Here is a 15,604-nt window from a genome sequence, read left to right on the forward strand (position 1 = left end):
ACTCGTGACGCCCTGGGCTTTGTCCTCGCAATGGGCCGTCGCGGAGACTGCGGACACTTCCCGACAATACAGGGTCGTGCCGGGCCATTCATATTGCGTCTGATGTGAAGCCTTGCGCGCTTGGCTGAACGCGCATGCGTTACCAGGCCGGTCGCCAAGAGATGCTGAGTAAGTCGGGTAGAGGTAAATCGGAGGAGGTATCCGGAATTTCGTGTGTGAGGCGGGTTGAGATTCAGACTCCAATGTTGAATCGTTCCGGGTAAAGCAGCGCGAACTGTGTCATGGCGCTCTTCCAATCGTGCCGGGAACCGGTCCACTTGACCACGACGTTGCGCAGCGCCAGCCAGATCAGTTTGAGCGCGGCCTCGTCCGATGGGAAGTGGCCCCGCGCCTTGATGATCTTCCGAAGCTGCATGTGCAACGACTCGATCGCGTTGGTCGTATATACAATTTTCCGGATGTCAGGCGCGAAGGCGTAGAACGGAATCACCTGATCCCAGGCCCGGCGCCAGAGGGCGGCAATCGGTGGGTATTTCCTACCCCACGGACTCGTATCGAACGCATCCAGCGCCACGGCTGTTGATTTCCACCGAGTCTTAACCCACCGATTTCATCTAAATCTGACCCACCCCGAGACAGCGTAGTACATCTATTCCGGTGTGGATAACTCTTCGTTACCCGCTGGTTTTGCTGCTCTCTTTCTTGTCGTCTTCGCCTTGGCAGAACTGGTCCTGAAGCGCCACGATTCATTGCCCGTTTCAACGATGTGGCAGTGATGGGTGACGCGGTCCAGCAGCGCTGTCGTCATCTTTGCATCCCCGAACACGCTCGCCCACTCGCCGAAGCTGAGATTGGTCGTGATCGCGACGCTCGTGTGCTCGTAAAGCTTTGAGAGCAGATGGAACAGCAATGCACCACCGGTCTGGCTGAACGGCAGATAGCCCAGCTCATCGAGAATCACCAGATCGACGTACATCAGCTTGTGGGCGATCTGGCCTTGTTTGCCGATGGACTTCTCCTGCTCCAGGGCGTTGGTCAGCTCGACGGTCGAGAAGTAGCGCACACGCTTGCCGTGGCGCTGTACGGCTTCGATTCCGATCGCTGAGGCGAGGTGCGTCTTGCCAGTGCCCGGACCACCGATGAACACGACGTTGTGCGCGCTTTCGAGGAACGACAGCTCGCTCAGTTCGCGCACCAGCGCTTCGTCGACGTGTGCCTGCGCGAAGTCGAAGCCCTTCAGGTCGCGGTGGGCCGGGAAGCGCGCAGCGGTCATTTGATAGGCGATCGAGCGCACCTGCCGTTCGGCGGTTTCAGCCATCAACAGCTGCTTCATGAAGCGCTCCGGCTCGAAGTCCGTGTGGCGCGACTGCGCGAGCAGCTCCGGCCACGTGCTCGCCATGCCGTGCAGTTTAAGACCCTTGAGCTGGGCCGCGATATCGTTAGACATGACGATCCTCCGGTGGGTTGGCGCGCAGCGTCTCGTAACGGCTCACGTCGGCCGCGGGCTCTTCCTTGAGCTGGAGTTTCGTCGTGGCGAGGCTGCCATTCGTGACGGGCGCCTTCAGCCGGCTCAGCACGTTCAGGACGTGCTCTGCGCTGGGGCGTCCTGAATCCAGCGCAGCCTGTACGGCGAGCAGCACCGCATCGAGCCCGTGTTCGCGCACCGCAGCGAGCACCTGCGTCATGACGCGATCGCCGCCCGGGTGTTTCAGCAGATGCCGCTGCAGCAGTTGCAGCGGCTGCGGCATCGTGATGAACGGCGCGCCGTTGCGCAGTGCGCCGGGTTTGCGCTCGACCAACGTGACGTAGTGGCGCCAATCGTAGAAGGTCATGTGCCGCTCGAAGCTGCGTTCGTGGCGTGCGATCTCCTGGGCGTTGGCGACGACGCTGAGATATGCCGGATAGCAGCGCACGCTCACCAGCTGGTTCGTGTACTCGGTGGGCACGCTGTAGCGGTTGCGCTGGAAGTGAATCAGGCTGGTCGACGAGACTCGCAGGGTCTGCTCGATGTAGCCGTCAAACGGCCGTGGATTGGGCATCAGCCGGGTACGCTCGTCCTGCAGCACATCCTCGACCGTCAGCTCAGGCCACTGCGGGTGCCGCATGTGCCACGCCTCACGACACTGACCAGCGACCCATTCGTTCAGGACCTCCAGCGTTTCCCAGCGCCGTAGCGCTGCTTCGTGCCAGATCTGACGTCGCCGGTCCTGAACGTTCTTCTCGACGATGCCTTTCTCCCAGCCTGCAGCCCGGTTGCAGAACTCCGGCTCGAACAGGTAGTGACTGCACATCGCTTCGAAGCGCGCGTTGACCGCACGCTCCTTGCCGCGGCCAACCTTGTCCACGGCGGTCTTCATGTTGTCGTAGATGCCGCGCCGCGGCACGCCGCCGAACGCGGCGAACGCGCGGGCGTGCGCATCGAACAGCATCTCGTGACTCTGTGTGGGATAGGCGACGAGCCAGAACGCGCGGCTGGAGTTAAGTTTGACGTGGGCGACCTCCAGGCGTCGCCGCAGCCCGCCAATAAAAGCGTATTCGCAGCTCCAGTCAAACTGGAAGGCTTCGCCGGGTTCGAAGGCGAGCGGCACGAAGGCCTGCCTGCGAGGCGCCTCAGCCTGCTCCTCGTGCCAACGCCTCACGAACGCGCTCACCCGGCCGTAGCTGCCGGCGTAACCCTCGGCGCGGATCGCCTCGAACATGAACCGGGCGGTGCGCCGGTCACGCTTCGGGCGATGACTGTCGGCACGCAGCCAACCTGTCAGCTGTGCGGCCCAGTCGTCGATGACGCTCGGGCTGACGCGCTTCGGATACTTCGGCTCGACGGCATCAGTCTGCCGCAGCCAGCGGCGCACCGTGTTTCGGGACAGGCCCGTATGCCGCGCAATCTCGCGCAACGGGACCTTCTCGCGGAAATACATCCGCCTGATCTTGGCCAATATACCCACCGTGATCACCTTTGTATCCCCTGCTCAAAGATTGAGCAGAGCATTCAATCACGTGGGTCAAAATTCGATGAAAATTTCCAGCTCTAGTGGGTCAGTTCTGCGCGGACATCAACACTGCACGGCGTGCGGTGGCGAGATGAAGCCGCTCGGCGAAGACGTGTCCGAGCAACTGGAATACGTGGCGGCCAGCTTCCGTGTGATTCGCCATGTTCGACCGAAACTGGCCTGCACCTGTTGCGATCAGATCGCACAGGCGGCAGCGCCAAGCCGCCCCATCGAACGGGGTCAGGCCGGCCCGGGACTACTTGCGCATGTGCTCGTGGCGAAGTTCAACGATCACCTGCCGTTGTACCGCCAGTCGGCGATCTACGCCCGAGAAGGCGTGGAACTGGATCGCTCGTTGCTGGCGAAATGGGTGGGGCACAGTGCCAAGCTACTGCAACCGCTGGTCAATGCGCTGCGCCTGCATGTGATGGCAGCCACGAAGCTGCACGCCGACGATACGCCAGTTCCGGTGCTCGCGCCGGGCAATGGCAAGACGAAAACCGGGCGGCTATGGGTCTATATGCGCGATGACCGGAACTCGGGCGACAAGGCGCCACCGGCAGTCTGGTTCGCCTACACCCCCGATCGCCGTGGCGAGCATCCGCAACAGCATCTGGCCAAGTTCAAGGGGACGCTGCAGGCCGATGCCTATGGCGGCTATCAGAAGATCTACGAGACCGGCAAGGTACTTGAGGCGGCTTGCTGGGCGCATGCCCGGCGCAAGTTCTACGATCTGTATGCGGCGCGGCCCAACGCGCTGAACAAGGAGGCGCTGGAACGCATCGGCGCGCTCTACGAGGTCGAAGAAGCGATCCGGGGCAAACCGCCAGACGAGCGGCAAGCGCACCGGCAGACGAACGCCAAACCATTGCTCGAACAGTTCCATGTGTGGCTGAACGCCGCGCTGGCAACACTCTCGCGCAAATCGGACACGAGTCAGGCCATCCTCTATGCCCTGAACCGGTGGGAAGCATTGACGCGCTACTGTGACGACGGACAATTGGAAATCGACAATCTGCCGGTCGAGCGGGCACTGCGCGGCGTTGCCCTGGGCCGACGAAACTACCTGTTCGCCGGCGCGGATTCCGGCGGTGAACGTGCGGCCGCGATTTACAGCCTGATCGGCACGGCCAAGCTCAATGGTATCGATCCCGAGGCGTACCTGCGTCATGTCCTGGCGCGCATCGCCGATCACCCGATCAACCGAATCGACGAACTGCTGCCCTGGACGGTGCCCCTTCCCACGCCGTGAAGGGATAATGCCACTGATGCCCAGACCTCGGAGATCAGATGGCCAAGTCGTTTCAGCGCTATACCTTGCACGTGCAATTACTGTATATCCAACCGCCTATCTGGCGCCGGATCACAGTCGAAGGACCCGACTCGCTGCGCAAGTTACACCACATTCTGCAAGCAGCCTTCGGATGGGAAAGCACACACATGCACGACTTCCTGATCGACGGCAAAACCTACGCCATGTTCGATGTCGATGCGGCACTAGAGTTCATGGATCGATCGAAGACATTCGACGACCGGAAAACCAAACTGAACAAAGTCCTGCGACCTGACTCGCGCATTCTCTACCGCTATGACTTCGGAGACGGCTGGGATCACCAGATCGTGGTCGAAAGCGTTGAGACGATTGCAGACGAGTCGTGGGGCGAGTCCAGGGTGATCGATGGTGCTCGCGCTTGCCCACCGGAAGACGTCGGCGGTGCGCCAGGGTATGAAACGTTCCTGACCACGTTGCGCGACAGGCCTGACAGCGAAGAAGCGGATAACTATCGTCAATGGGTCGGCCCAGGATTCGACCCGGAGCTATTCGATTTGCGTGCTGCCAACGCCGCGTTGATGCGACTCGCGACCAATCGATGGGGTAATCGATAACTCCGTCACGACGGTGCTGGTGACGCGCTTACGTCCCAACTGAGGGCGTCGAATCGGTCGCAATCAACGAGTAAGCGCGAGAAGGTAACTGTATGAATGAGAAGCCAAGCGCCGACGACCGTAGCTACTGTAGCGCGCCCAATTAATGAGCTGTGTGCTGTGCGGAGGCGGTAGCCTCCGCTCTGTCTATTCGTAGGGCGACCATTCGACGCGGTCGTAGAAGCTCGCAGGCAATTCGATATCTAGCGTATCGAATTTGGCCAATAGCTTGGCGGCGAGTTCAGGTGGAGCAACGTGTTCCGCATGGAGGATATACGAGTAAACTAGCCCACCATCGTTGCTTTCGTTTGCCAAAATCTCTGCGTCTGCAAGGATTTCCGCGTCCTCTAGGTCGATGCCGAGCTCTTCTGCTAGTGCCAGTGCAAGAGTCAGCGTGGGTGCGTCTCCATCCGAGACGTCATCTCCAAGCCATGCGAGTTTCGCAGAGTTCAACCTGCACGTCGGCTCGCTGATGCAAACCTTACCGTAACGGGTGAGAAAAAGCGACGCCGTCACGTGAACAACGTGTCCGACATCCCCTCGGTCAGGGTCCTGCCTCATGCTGACATGTCCGACAATGCGGAACTCCCCGACATCGTCGTATGGTACCTCCTCGAGCGACGTCTCGAAGGGCAGGTAGACCTCGCCGAGAGTGCCATTGGACATGGCCATTTGGCTTATGGTTTCGTTGTGATTTACAACGGACTGGTCCAGGTAGTCCCTCAACATATCGTCGAACGCTTCCTTGGTTCGATGAACGGTGGCCCACGGCAAGGTATGCATCAGAGCTGCTGTCAGCAGGGAAACCACAGCGTCGTTGTCGTAGTCGACTTCAAGCTCTCTAGCGCGCAGCAGAAGCAGTGCTTCGTCGAGCACAATATGTCGTGTGAGCGATAGGTCCGGATGTTCTTCTTGCGAGTTTTGATGCGCAGCAAGAGATTTATAGCCGAGTGCCGCGGCGACCAGTTGCTGCGCGTGACCAAGAACAAGAGGTTTGGTCAGAGAGGCACTCTGTTTACGAACAGCGAAAGCAAGCGCACTGATACCAATAGCCATGCGATTCTCCAATCTGGCACGGGGCATCGAGCGATTACATGCACCGCGCCTGCGAGAACACGCAAGGGTTGGTAAGCATTGATTCTGGGAAGAATTTATGTCGGTTTTGAGCCGCTCGCAACTCAGGCTGACGCCGTACGGCCATCATAGCAGATATCTTCCGAGATTTTCGGGAGTACCTTCCACCTACTCGGCCGACCTCGTGCGCGGCTGTTGAGACGCATCGCGTTGATTTGTACCCCACTTGCTGTCGAGCGGTCAGGACGTTGCGGACAACGGTGACGTACCAAGCTTCAATCCTTGCGATGGGATATATTTGGATGGTCATCCGTCGACCGAAAAGACTATGTCCCGCCTTGGCATCGAACACGAAAATGGCCTCATCTATGAAGGCACCGGGAATCCGAGCCATCTCACAGTCCCGGCACCGATAATCTCGCAGTGTGCGCTCGTCGAATCCCCGTCCGAGCTCGAGAGTTTGCCTCGCGGTATGCTGAGCGACCCGTTCCGATGGATTTTCCGAGAGGACTCGTTTGACCCAGTGTCTCGAGTTCGACGAGGCCGTGTTTTTCAGTCATTCACCAAGACAAATCGGGAATTTGTCTTCGTCGAAGCTCACCCTAATTCGTTATCTGACAGTAGACGGAGCCGGCCGGACGGTCGGGTACCTAAAGAACTGAATGTGTTCATCCATTGCACTGAATTGCTGGGACGCGCGAACCGAGGGGAGGGACTTCAGCTTGCGATAGGTCACGTAGGGGCACATTCGCTTTGGCGGATATTGCAGACTGAACAAACGGTTAGTCAGGATGTGCTGGTTACTCTTCGAGCTGAGTCTGCGTTTGGCATACTGCCTGCTCTTAACATCGCACAAATTCCGGAGGAAAATCAGAAATCGGTCGTGGATGCCTACGACCGCGTCATGAAGGTAGCTTACCGAGATTCTCCGACTTCTGTGGTAGACCAGTGCCGCAATCTGTGTGCAGTTCTCGCCGGCCGGTGGTTGCGCCAATTGACCGGTGACGAGAAAGCAATCCACAAAGACTTGGGTCCATGCCTCACCGCAATCGGAAAACATATCGGCGAAAATGAGCGGCGGCTGATTCGTGCGGCTCTCGAGACCGTCAACCTTCTTCACCCTCGTGGGAAGGATAATGAGCGTGAGCGCCTCGACCTGCGGGAGGTATCGAGCGAGGACGCCGAGCTTGCCTTGCATGCAACGGGATTCGTTCTCAGAGAGCTCGGTTGGGGGCGTTGATAGAATCGGCCAGCCGTGTAAAAGCGTCCCCCAGAAATTGTCCGTCGAATTTTGGAGATTTTGAGGAGGACAACAACCACAAATTTTCTAAGAATTCTCAGTGGTCTGTAATAGTGTCCTGCGCATTATGGGGTGGGCCCCTTCGGCAAAAGAGACCAGCTTCCGGGACGCTTCAATTTGGAGCTACGGGACACTTTCATTTTTAGCGAACACGAACCTCCCGCTTGATGGAATCATTTCGGTGCAACTTTTTCCGAACTTCCCCTCTGAAATGGGTAATTTTTCGTTGCAGGATTAGAAGCGTTTACGTCGCAAAAACAAGCGTTTGGAGCCAAAAATAGGTTTCTGACGCGATAGAAGTGTTTACGTGTAAACGCTTCTAATCCAGATTGCCACCGAATCGCTGACTCTGAGCCCCTCACTCCACCGTCACCGACTTCGCCAGATTCCTTGGCTTATCGATATCCGTCCCTCTTGCCAGCGCAGCGTGATACGCGAGCAGTTGCATCGGCACCGTATGCAGAATCGGCGAAAGCGGCCCGTAGTATTCATTGAGCCGAATCACCTCGATCCCCTCACTCGGCACCAGACCACAGTCCACATCCGCGAACACAAAAAGCCGTCCATTCCGCGCACTGACCTCATGCATGTTCGACCGGAGCTTTTCAAGCAGCATGTCGTTCGGCGCAACCGCAATCACCGGCATTTCGTTACTCACCAGCGCCAGCGGCCCATGCTTCAGCTCCCCCGCCGGATAAGCCTCCGCGTGAATATACGAAATCTCCTTCATCTTCAGCGCGCCCTCGAGTGCGATCGGATAATGCATCCCGCGCCCGAGAAACAGCATGTTGTCGCGTCGTGCGAGCAGTTCCGACCAGGCCATGATCTGCGGCTCGAGCGCGAGCACTTTCGACATTGCATCCGGCAGATGTCTTAGCGCACGCAGATGCTCCCTCTCTTCGTCATCGCTCAACCGCCCACGCACCTGCGCAAGCGACAACGTCAGCAGAAACAACGCAACGAGCTGTGTCGTAAAAGCCTTCGTCGACGCCACCCCGATCTCGATCCCCGCGCGAGTGACAAACTGCAGCGCACATTCCCGCATCAACGCACTCGTCGCAACGTTGCAGATCGCGAGCGTATGCATCATCCCGCTGCGCTTCGCGACATGCACCGCCCCGAGCACATCGGCCGTCTCGCCACTCTGCGACACCGCGACAACCAACGTGCGTGGATTCGGCACACTGTCGCGATACCGAAACTCGCTGGCAATTTCCACGCTGGCCGGCAGCTTCGCGATGCTCTCGATCCAGTACTTCGCCGTGAGCGCCGCGTGATAGCTGCCACCACACGCGAGCAGCAATACTGAATCGACATCATTGAACACGCGCCAAGCACCATCGCCAAACAACTCCGGCATGATCGACGAAACATCGAGCAACGTATCGGCCACCGCCTGCGGCTGCTCGAAGATCTCCTTCTGCATGTAGTAGCGATACGACCCGAGATCGGCTGCACCGCTATGCGCGGCGACCCGCTGCACCGCGCGCTCGACACGCTGGCCGGCCGCATCGACGATCCAGTAGCGATGCAGCTGGATATCGGCAACATCCCCGTTCTCGAGGTAAGCGATGCGATCGGTAATCCCCGACAGCGCAATCGCATCCGACGCCAGAAAATTCTCGCCTTCGCCGACACCCACGACGAGCGGCATGCCATCACGCGCACCGACGATCCGGTGCGGCTCGTCGCGGCACATCACCGCGATCGCATAGCTGCCGCGCAGTCGCGCGACCGCACGCCGCACTGCATCGAACAGGTCGCCGTCGTACAGATGATCGATCAGGTGCGCGATCGCCTCGCTGTCGGTCTGGCTCGCGAACACGTAGCCATGCGCCTGCAGTTCGGCACGCAGTTGATCGCAGTTCTCGATGATCCCGTTATGCGACAGCGCGATGCGCGCATTGGCGTCGCTCGGCGAGAAGTGCGGATGGGCGTTGAGCGTGACGGGCGCGCCGTGCGTGGCCCAGCGCGTATGCGCGATGCCGGTGTAGCCCGACAGCGCATGCTCGGCGATCTCGCGCTGCAGGTTGGCCACACGATCGACGCTGCGGGCGCGCGCCAGCGCCCGGTCGCGGTACACCACGACGCCGCACGAATCGTAGCCGCGGTATTCGAGCCGCTTCAGGCCGTCGACCAGGTTCGGCAGGATGTCCCGCTGGGCGACCGCCCCGACAATTCCACACATATCGAGCTCCGTAAATGTCCTGTCTGGATCAGTGAGAGCGATGGTAGGGCGAGCCAAATGGAATTAAATTTCAAAATACAATGATAAATGAAACGAATGGTAGATCGTCTATCATGTTGAAATTAAATTTCATGCCCTGACCGGAAGGAGCCGCGAATGGCCGGCATCACCGTCGACGATCTCGACCTGCGCATCCTCGCGATCCTGCAGGACGACGCATCGGTGTCGAACCTGCAACTGGCCGAGCGGGCGCTGTCGTCACCGCCCACCTGCATGCGTCGCGTGCGCCGGCTGACGGAAGCCGGCGTGATCCGCCGGCAAGTCGCGGTGCTCGATCCGGTGGCGATCGGCACGGCCGTCACCGCGTTGATCGAGATCAGCCTCGACCGGCAGACAGCCGAAGACTACGACGCGTTCGAAGCGTACGTATGCGCGGAGCCGGCCGTCACGCAGTGCTATCGCGTGTCGCCGGGGCCGGATTTCGTGGTGGTGGCCGATCTGGCCGACGTCGCCGAATACGACGAATTCGCGCGGCGGCTGTTCACCGGCGCATCGAACGTCCGCAACGTGCGGACGTTCTTCTCGACGCATCGCGCGAAGTTCGAAGCGAACGCGCGAGTCACGCACGCGATGCGCAAGCGCGTATGAGGTGATCGCGCGATCATTCGCCATGCGTTCGCGAATGCCTTCGCGACGTCATCACGTCATCACGCAGCCGCGTCAGCCGCGCCCACCAGTTGCAGCGGCTTGCCATACCCGAAGCAATGCGCCGGTTCCGGAAACACACGCTGCCGCACGTCGTGCGCGTACTGACGGATCGCGTCGCGCATCACCGCATTCGCATCGGCATAGCGCTTCACGAAACGCGGCGTGTACGCATCGAATGCGCCGATCATGTCCTCGGTCACGAGCACCTGCCCGTCGCACGCGGGCGATGCGCCGATGCCGATCGTCGGGATCGTGAGCGTTTCGGTGATATGGCGCGCAAGCGCTTCGGCGGTGCCTTCGACGACGACGCTGAACGCGCCGGCCCGTTCCGCCGAACACGCGGCGTCGAACACCTGCGCGGCCGAGCGCGGGTCCATCCCCTGCGCGCGGAAGCCGCCCGTCGCGTTGGCCTGCTGCGGCATGAGGCCGACGTGCGCCATCACCGGGATGCCGCGCTCGGTCAGGAAGCGGATCGTGTCGGCCATCTCGCTGCCGCCTTCGAGCTTCACGCCCTGTGCGCCGGTTTCGGCGAGCAGGCGCGCGGCGGAGCGATACGCTTGCGCGGGCGATTCCTGGTACGTCGAGAACGGCAGGTCGACGACGACGCAGGCCTGCGCGGCCCCGCGCACGACGGCTGCACCGTGTGCAATCATCATGTCGAGCGTGACGCGCAGCGTATCGGGCATCCCGTACAGCACCATGCCGACGGAGTCGCCGACGATGATCACGTCGGCCACCTCGTCGACGAGCTTCGCCATCGGCGCGGAATACGCGGTCAGCGACACGAGGCTGCCGATGCCCTTGGTCGAACGGATCGCGGTAACGGTCTTGCGGGTGGTGCGGGTATGAGCGCTCATGAACGGAAGCCGTGTGAAGGAAGAGCCGCCACGGTAGCATCGCGCTCGTTCGTGCAATGACCTTCGGAGGACGTCTTATGGTGCTGGCGGGACAATCGGGTGATCCTTACGCGGTGCCGCGGATGGCACGCCTGCCGAGGCCGCTGTACGTGCGTGCGTTCGGGATTCCCGGCAACGTGAGCATCGACGCGCACAGTCATCCGTGGGCGCAGCTGATGTATGCGACGAGCGGGGTGCTCGAGGTATCGACGCCGTCGGGCCGGCACCTGCTGCCGCCGCACTATGCGATGTGGATTCCGCCGCACGTGCCGCATGCAGTGTCGACGCGCGACTGTGTCGCGTTCCACAGCCTGTATCTCGATGCCGCGATCGCGCGCGACGACGTGCACGACGATTGCGCGATCCTCTGCATGACGCCGCTGCTGCGCGAGCTGGTGCTCGCCATGGCGGAATTGCCGGTGAATTACGACGAGACGGGGCCGGACGGTGCGCTCGTCTGCCTGATCGCCGACCGGATCGCACGGATGCGGCAGGCGCCGCTGACGGTGCCGCTGCCGCGCGATCCGCGTCTGCTGAAAATCGCGCGTGCGTTGCATGCGGATCCCGGCGATACGCGCAATCTCGACGAATGGGGGCATCAGGTCGGCGCGACGCGACGCACGCTGTCGCGGCTGTTCCGGCAGGACACGGGGCTGTCGTTTACCGAATGGCGGCAGGCGGTGCGGCTGCTGGCGTCGCTGCCGCTGCTCGATGCGGGCGAGCCGATCGGCGCGGTGGCCGCGCAACTGGGCTACGACTCGACGTCGTCGTTCATCGCGCTGTTCCAGGCGAAATTCCAGGTGACGCCCGGCGCGTATGCGAAGCGTGAAGCGCGCCGGCCCGTGCTGAACGCGTGACGCGGTCGCGTATTACTACTCAGAACGCGAGCGCTTGCTGCACCGGATGGTGGGCGCCGCGCGCGAACCCCGCACCTTCTAGCGACAGCAGCGCGCGCTTGCGATCGATGCCGCCCGCATAGCCGGTCAGGCTGCCCGACGCGCCAACCACGCGATGGCACGGCACCATGATCGACACCGGGTTCCGGCCGACCGCACCGCCCACGGCGCGCGCGCCGCTCATCGGCAACCCGACGCGCTCGGTGATGTCGCCGTACGTCACGAGTTCGCCGAACGGAATCGCGAGCAGTTCCTTCCATACCCGTCGCTGAAACGCGGTGCCGCGGAGGTGAATCGGCACTGAGAACGTTTCCCGCATGCCGGTGAAGTACTCGGCGACTTCTTCCGCGACCTGGCGCGCAAGCGGCGACATCGCGAGCGCGTCCGCTTCGGTCACGATCGCAACCGGCGGGAAGTATTTCTGGCCGACGAAGTAGAGGCCGGTCAGCGCATCGTCCTCGATGCGTACGGCGATGTCGCCCAGCGGGCTCGGAATCAGGTGAGCGGGTGTCATCGCAACACATCTCCATGAAGGCGCCACACGTGCAGTGCGGCATACGCGCGCCACGGCGCCCAGCGCGCCGCATGCGGCGCGGATGATGGCACACGGGCGCGTTCGGTGCGCGCGGGCAGCCACGCATCGTCGGCCGGGAACGCATTCGGCCAGGCCATCGCGCGCATCGCGACGTACTGCACCGCGTGCTCGTCGAAGCCGGGCAGCGCACGCAGTGCGTCAAGCGTCGTGTCGAGCGGCGCCATCGGTTCGAGTGAGAGCGTGCCGTCGTCGACTGCGCGGGCGAGCGACACGATCGCCTGTGCGGGTTCGCGCGCGATGCCGATCGTTTCGAGGGCGGAAGGCGGCAGGGCAGCCAGCGTCGCGGCGGCGGGCAGCGCGTGCGTGAGGCCAGGCGGCGCGCCTTCGATCGATGTGCCGAAACGTTCGGCGATGCGTGCCAGCACCGGCGTGCCCGCATGCGTCGCCGCAAGCCGTTCGCCCGCGATCGCACGGATCGCGATCTCGATGCCGTCGAACGCGCCGGGGACTCGCAGGCCCGGCGAGCCGCTCGCGAGTTCGCCGAGATGCGCGTCGATCACGTCGGGGCGGCTGTCGAGATCGAACAGCCGCCGCACACGCGCGAGCACGGCCGGTACGACCGGCGTCAACGCGGGCGATACGGTGACGGCCAGCGCGAAGCGCTGCGGCACGTGCGCGACGGACAACCAGCCGGCCACGCGCCCGTTATCGACGTTGGTGCTCCCGTTCCCGTTCGGCAGTTCGACGACACGCGCATAACCCTGCGCATCGATCCGCTCGACACCGTCGATCTGCCGCTGCGCGAGAAAGCGCATCAGGTCGTCCCAGGCGAACGGCGGGCGATACGGCAGCGGAAACGTCATGTCGCCATCGGCCGACGCGCGGGCTCCTTTGCGCAGCCGGAGTGGATTGAGGCCGTAACGCTGCAGGAACAGGTCGTTGAAGCGCCGCACGCTGCCGAACCCGGCCGTGGACGCGACGACGGCCACCGGCAGCGCGGTATCGGTCAGCAGCCGCTTGGCCATCAGCAGCCGGTGCGTTTGCGCGAACTCGACCGGCGACACGCCGAACTGCGCGCCGAAGATCCGGCGCAGGTGGCGTTCGGTCACGCCGACGCGCTGCGCGAGCGCATCGACGGAATGGGCGTTCAGGAAACCGTCCTCGATCAGCGTGGCGGCCGCGTCGGCGAGCGTGCCGGACAGGTCGAGCAGCCCGTGGCCGGGCGCGAGCTCGGGGCGGCAGCGCATGCAGGGTCGAAAGCCGGCTTTCTCGGCGGCCGCGGCGCTCGGGTAGTAGCTGCAGTTCTGCGCCTTCGGCGGCTTCACCGGGCACACGGGGCGGCAATACACGCCCGTCGTCGCGACGCCGACGAAGAACCAGCCGTCGAAGCGGCGGTTCCGCGAAAGCAGGGCGTCGTAGCAGGTGTCGGGATCGAGGCGCATGAGACGACTGTAAACCATCCCGCCCGCCGATTCTGGCTGGAATCGGACATGTGTCTCGGCGGCCGTCCTCGCGCGCGCCGGTCAGGAAAATCCCGGAAAAACGGTTAATGCCATGTAGTGAAACAGTCGTCTCTTTTGCCGCAGCCAATTTGAGATGACTCATCGAAATCCCCGACTGACAGGGCACTGGCGCACGACCTATCCTTTGAAAAACGTTTTCCAGATTGATCGACGGAATCGGTCGTGCGCGACAGGCGCGCCGCCGTCCGCCCCGGCGCCGGTCGCCGGTCAACGAACATCGTGCGGCGCGACGGGCGCGGCCGCGAATCGGAGACAATCATGCAATCTGCCGTCGTCGGCGCCGTGCGCGCTGCCGCCAGCCGCTACCGCTGGACCGTCTGTGCGCTGCTGTTTTTCGCGACCGTCATCAACTACATGGATCGGCAGATCCTCGGCCTGCTCGCGCCGATGCTCCAGCACGACATCGGCTGGAGCCAGGTGCAGTACGGCCGCATCGTGATGGCGTTTTCCGCGTTCTACGCGCTGGGCCTGCTCGGCTTCGGACGCATCGTCGACCGGCTCGGCACGCGCATTTCATACGCGCTGGCGATGCTGGTGTGGAGCATCGCCGCGATGCTGCACGCGGCGGTCGGCTCGGTGATGGGCTTCGCGTTCGTGCGCGCGCTGCTCGGGATCGGCGAGGGCGGCAACTTCCCGGCCGCGATCAAGACGACGGCCGAATGGTTTCCGCGCCGCGAACGCGCGCTCGCCACCGGCATCTTCAACTCGGGCGCGAACATCGGCGCCGTGTTCGCGCCGGCGATCATCCCGGCGATCGCGGTGGCCTACGGCTGGCGCGCGGCGTTCGTGATCGTCGGTGCGATCGGCATCGTGTGGCTCGCGGTTTGGCTCGTGCTCTATCGCCAGGCCGATACGCGCGCGCTCGCCGCGGAGTACGACGAGCCGCGCGACGAAGCGGAAGCGCTCGACGCGGCGAACGCGAACGCCGGCGCGCCGCGCTGGGGCGAACTGATCCGCAAGCGCGAGACGTGGGCGTTCCTGATCGGCAAGTTCCTGACCGACCCGGTGTGGTGGTTCTACCTGTTCTGGCTGCCGAAGTGGCTCAACGAATCGCGCGGGATGGACATGCAGCACATCGGCCTGCCGCTCGTCTGCATCTATGCGCTGACGACGGTCGGCAGCATCGGCGGCGGCTGGCTGTCGTCGATGCTGCTGCGCGCAGGCTGGAGCGTGAACGGCGCGCGCAAGACCGCGATGCTGATCTGCGCATGCTGCGTGCTGCCGATCGCGTTCGTGTCGCAGGTGCAGAGCCTGTGGGCCGCGGTGCTGATCGTCGGGCTCGCCGCCGCCGCGCACCAGGGCTGGTCGGCGAACCTGTTCACGACGGCGTCCGACCTGTTCCCGCGCCGCGCGGTGGCATCGGTGGTCGGCATCGGCGGGATGGCCGGTTCGATCGGCGGCGTGCTGTTCTCGGAAGTGATCGGCCAGGTGCTGCAGCGTACGGGCCACTACTGGGTGCTGTTCGCGATCGGTGCGTCGGCCTACCTGATCGCGTTGGGCGTGATGCACGTGCTCACGCCGAAGATGAAGCCTGCGCAGCTCGACGCGTAATCGTGTAATCGCGTGTC

At 62.6% G+C, this 15,604-nt stretch carries 12 protein-coding genes and 2 pseudogenes; 6 read left to right on the forward strand and 8 right to left on the reverse strand.

The genetic code is table 11. The annotated features are described in order from the left end of the window. Positions 1-232 precede the first annotated feature (232 nt). The 3 genes and pseudogenes from CFB50_RS20495 to istA all read right to left on the reverse strand — a co-directional run. A pseudogene (locus CFB50_RS20495) lies at positions 233-568 on the reverse strand (transposase); the annotation flags it as partial. Between the two features lie 81 nt (positions 569-649). Beyond that, positions 650-1,447 carry an IS21-like element helper ATPase IstB gene (gene istB / locus CFB50_RS20500; RefSeq protein WP_060091270.1) on the reverse strand — a complete coding sequence of 266 codons (798 nt, stop codon included), beginning with the start codon at positions 1,445-1,447 and terminating at the stop codon, positions 650-652. Continuing rightward, positions 1,440-2,918, reverse strand: a complete 1,479-nt coding sequence (istA, locus tag CFB50_RS20505; protein ID WP_373452940.1) for an IS21 family transposase — start codon at positions 2,916-2,918, stop codon at positions 1,440-1,442. The genes istB and istA overlap by 8 nt, the downstream gene beginning before the upstream one ends. A 142-nt stretch (positions 2,919-3,060) precedes the next feature. Here istA and tnpC point away from each other — a divergent pair. Both tnpC and CFB50_RS20515 read left to right on the forward strand, forming a co-directional pair. Then, positions 3,061-4,242, forward strand: a pseudogene (gene tnpC, locus CFB50_RS20510) (IS66 family transposase); the annotation flags it as partial. A 38-nt stretch (positions 4,243-4,280) separates the two neighbouring features. Further along, a complete protein-coding gene (locus CFB50_RS20515; RefSeq protein WP_089445534.1) occupies positions 4,281-4,877 on the forward strand; it encodes a plasmid pRiA4b ORF-3 family protein in 597 nt (198 codons plus the stop codon). Between the two features lie 186 nt (positions 4,878-5,063). Here the strand turns inward: CFB50_RS20515 and CFB50_RS20520 are convergent, their stop codons facing one another. Further along, positions 5,064-5,972 carry a peptide ABC transporter permease gene (locus CFB50_RS20520; protein ID WP_089447039.1) on the reverse strand — a complete coding sequence of 303 codons (909 nt, stop codon included), beginning with the start codon at positions 5,970-5,972 and terminating at the stop codon, positions 5,064-5,066. A 901-nt stretch (positions 5,973-6,873) separates the two neighbouring features. Between CFB50_RS20520 and CFB50_RS40100 the strand changes: the two genes are divergently transcribed. Beyond that, the gene (locus tag CFB50_RS40100) at positions 6,874-7,230 is read left to right on the forward strand and encodes a hypothetical protein (protein ID WP_256979166.1); all 357 of its coding nucleotides are present in this window, start codon (positions 6,874-6,876) and stop codon (positions 7,228-7,230) included. A 418-nt stretch (positions 7,231-7,648) separates the two neighbouring features. Here the strand turns inward: CFB50_RS40100 and glmS are convergent, their stop codons facing one another. Further along, the gene (gene glmS / locus CFB50_RS20530; protein ID WP_089447041.1) at positions 7,649-9,478 is read right to left on the reverse strand and encodes a glutamine--fructose-6-phosphate transaminase (isomerizing); all 1,830 of its coding nucleotides are present in this window, start codon (positions 9,476-9,478) and stop codon (positions 7,649-7,651) included. Positions 9,479-9,634: 156 nt separating this feature from the next. On the opposite strand from glmS, the gene CFB50_RS20535 reads away from it, so the two are divergent. After that, entirely contained in the window at positions 9,635-10,126 is a 492-nt protein-coding gene (locus tag CFB50_RS20535) for an Lrp/AsnC family transcriptional regulator (RefSeq protein WP_089447042.1), read from the forward strand. Between the two features lie 59 nt (positions 10,127-10,185). Here CFB50_RS20535 and panB read toward each other — a convergent pair whose 3' ends face one another. After that, positions 10,186-11,043: a 3-methyl-2-oxobutanoate hydroxymethyltransferase gene (panB, locus tag CFB50_RS20540; protein WP_089447043.1), complete on the reverse strand. Its 858-nt coding sequence runs from the start codon at positions 11,041-11,043 to the stop codon at positions 10,186-10,188. 77 nt (positions 11,044-11,120) lie between these two features. Here panB and CFB50_RS20545 point away from each other — a divergent pair, with 77 nt between their 5' ends. Continuing rightward, positions 11,121-11,939, forward strand: a complete 819-nt coding sequence (locus CFB50_RS20545) for an AraC family transcriptional regulator (RefSeq protein WP_089447044.1) — start codon at positions 11,121-11,123, stop codon at positions 11,937-11,939. 19 nt (positions 11,940-11,958) lie between these two features. Here the strand turns inward: CFB50_RS20545 and CFB50_RS20550 are convergent, their stop codons facing one another. After that, positions 11,959-12,492: a methylated-DNA--[protein]-cysteine S-methyltransferase gene (locus CFB50_RS20550; protein ID WP_089447045.1), complete on the reverse strand. Its 534-nt coding sequence runs from the start codon at positions 12,490-12,492 to the stop codon at positions 11,959-11,961. Next, on the reverse strand, positions 12,489-13,973 hold the full coding sequence (locus CFB50_RS20555; RefSeq protein ID WP_089447046.1) for a DNA-3-methyladenine glycosylase 2 family protein: 1,485 nt from the start codon (positions 13,971-13,973) through the stop codon (positions 12,489-12,491). Before CFB50_RS20555 ends, CFB50_RS20550 begins: the two co-directional genes overlap by 4 nt. A gap of 321 nt (positions 13,974-14,294) precedes the next feature. Here CFB50_RS20555 and CFB50_RS20560 point away from each other — a divergent pair, with 321 nt between their 5' ends. After that, on the forward strand, positions 14,295-15,587 hold the full coding sequence (locus tag CFB50_RS20560; RefSeq protein ID WP_089448378.1) for an MFS transporter: 1,293 nt from the start codon (positions 14,295-14,297) through the stop codon (positions 15,585-15,587). Positions 15,588-15,604 lie beyond the last annotated feature (17 nt).

The sequence above is a fragment of the Burkholderia sp. AU33423 genome, from assembly GCF_002223135.1.
In the GTDB taxonomy this organism is placed as follows: domain Bacteria; phylum Pseudomonadota; class Gammaproteobacteria; order Burkholderiales; family Burkholderiaceae; genus Burkholderia; species Burkholderia lata_D.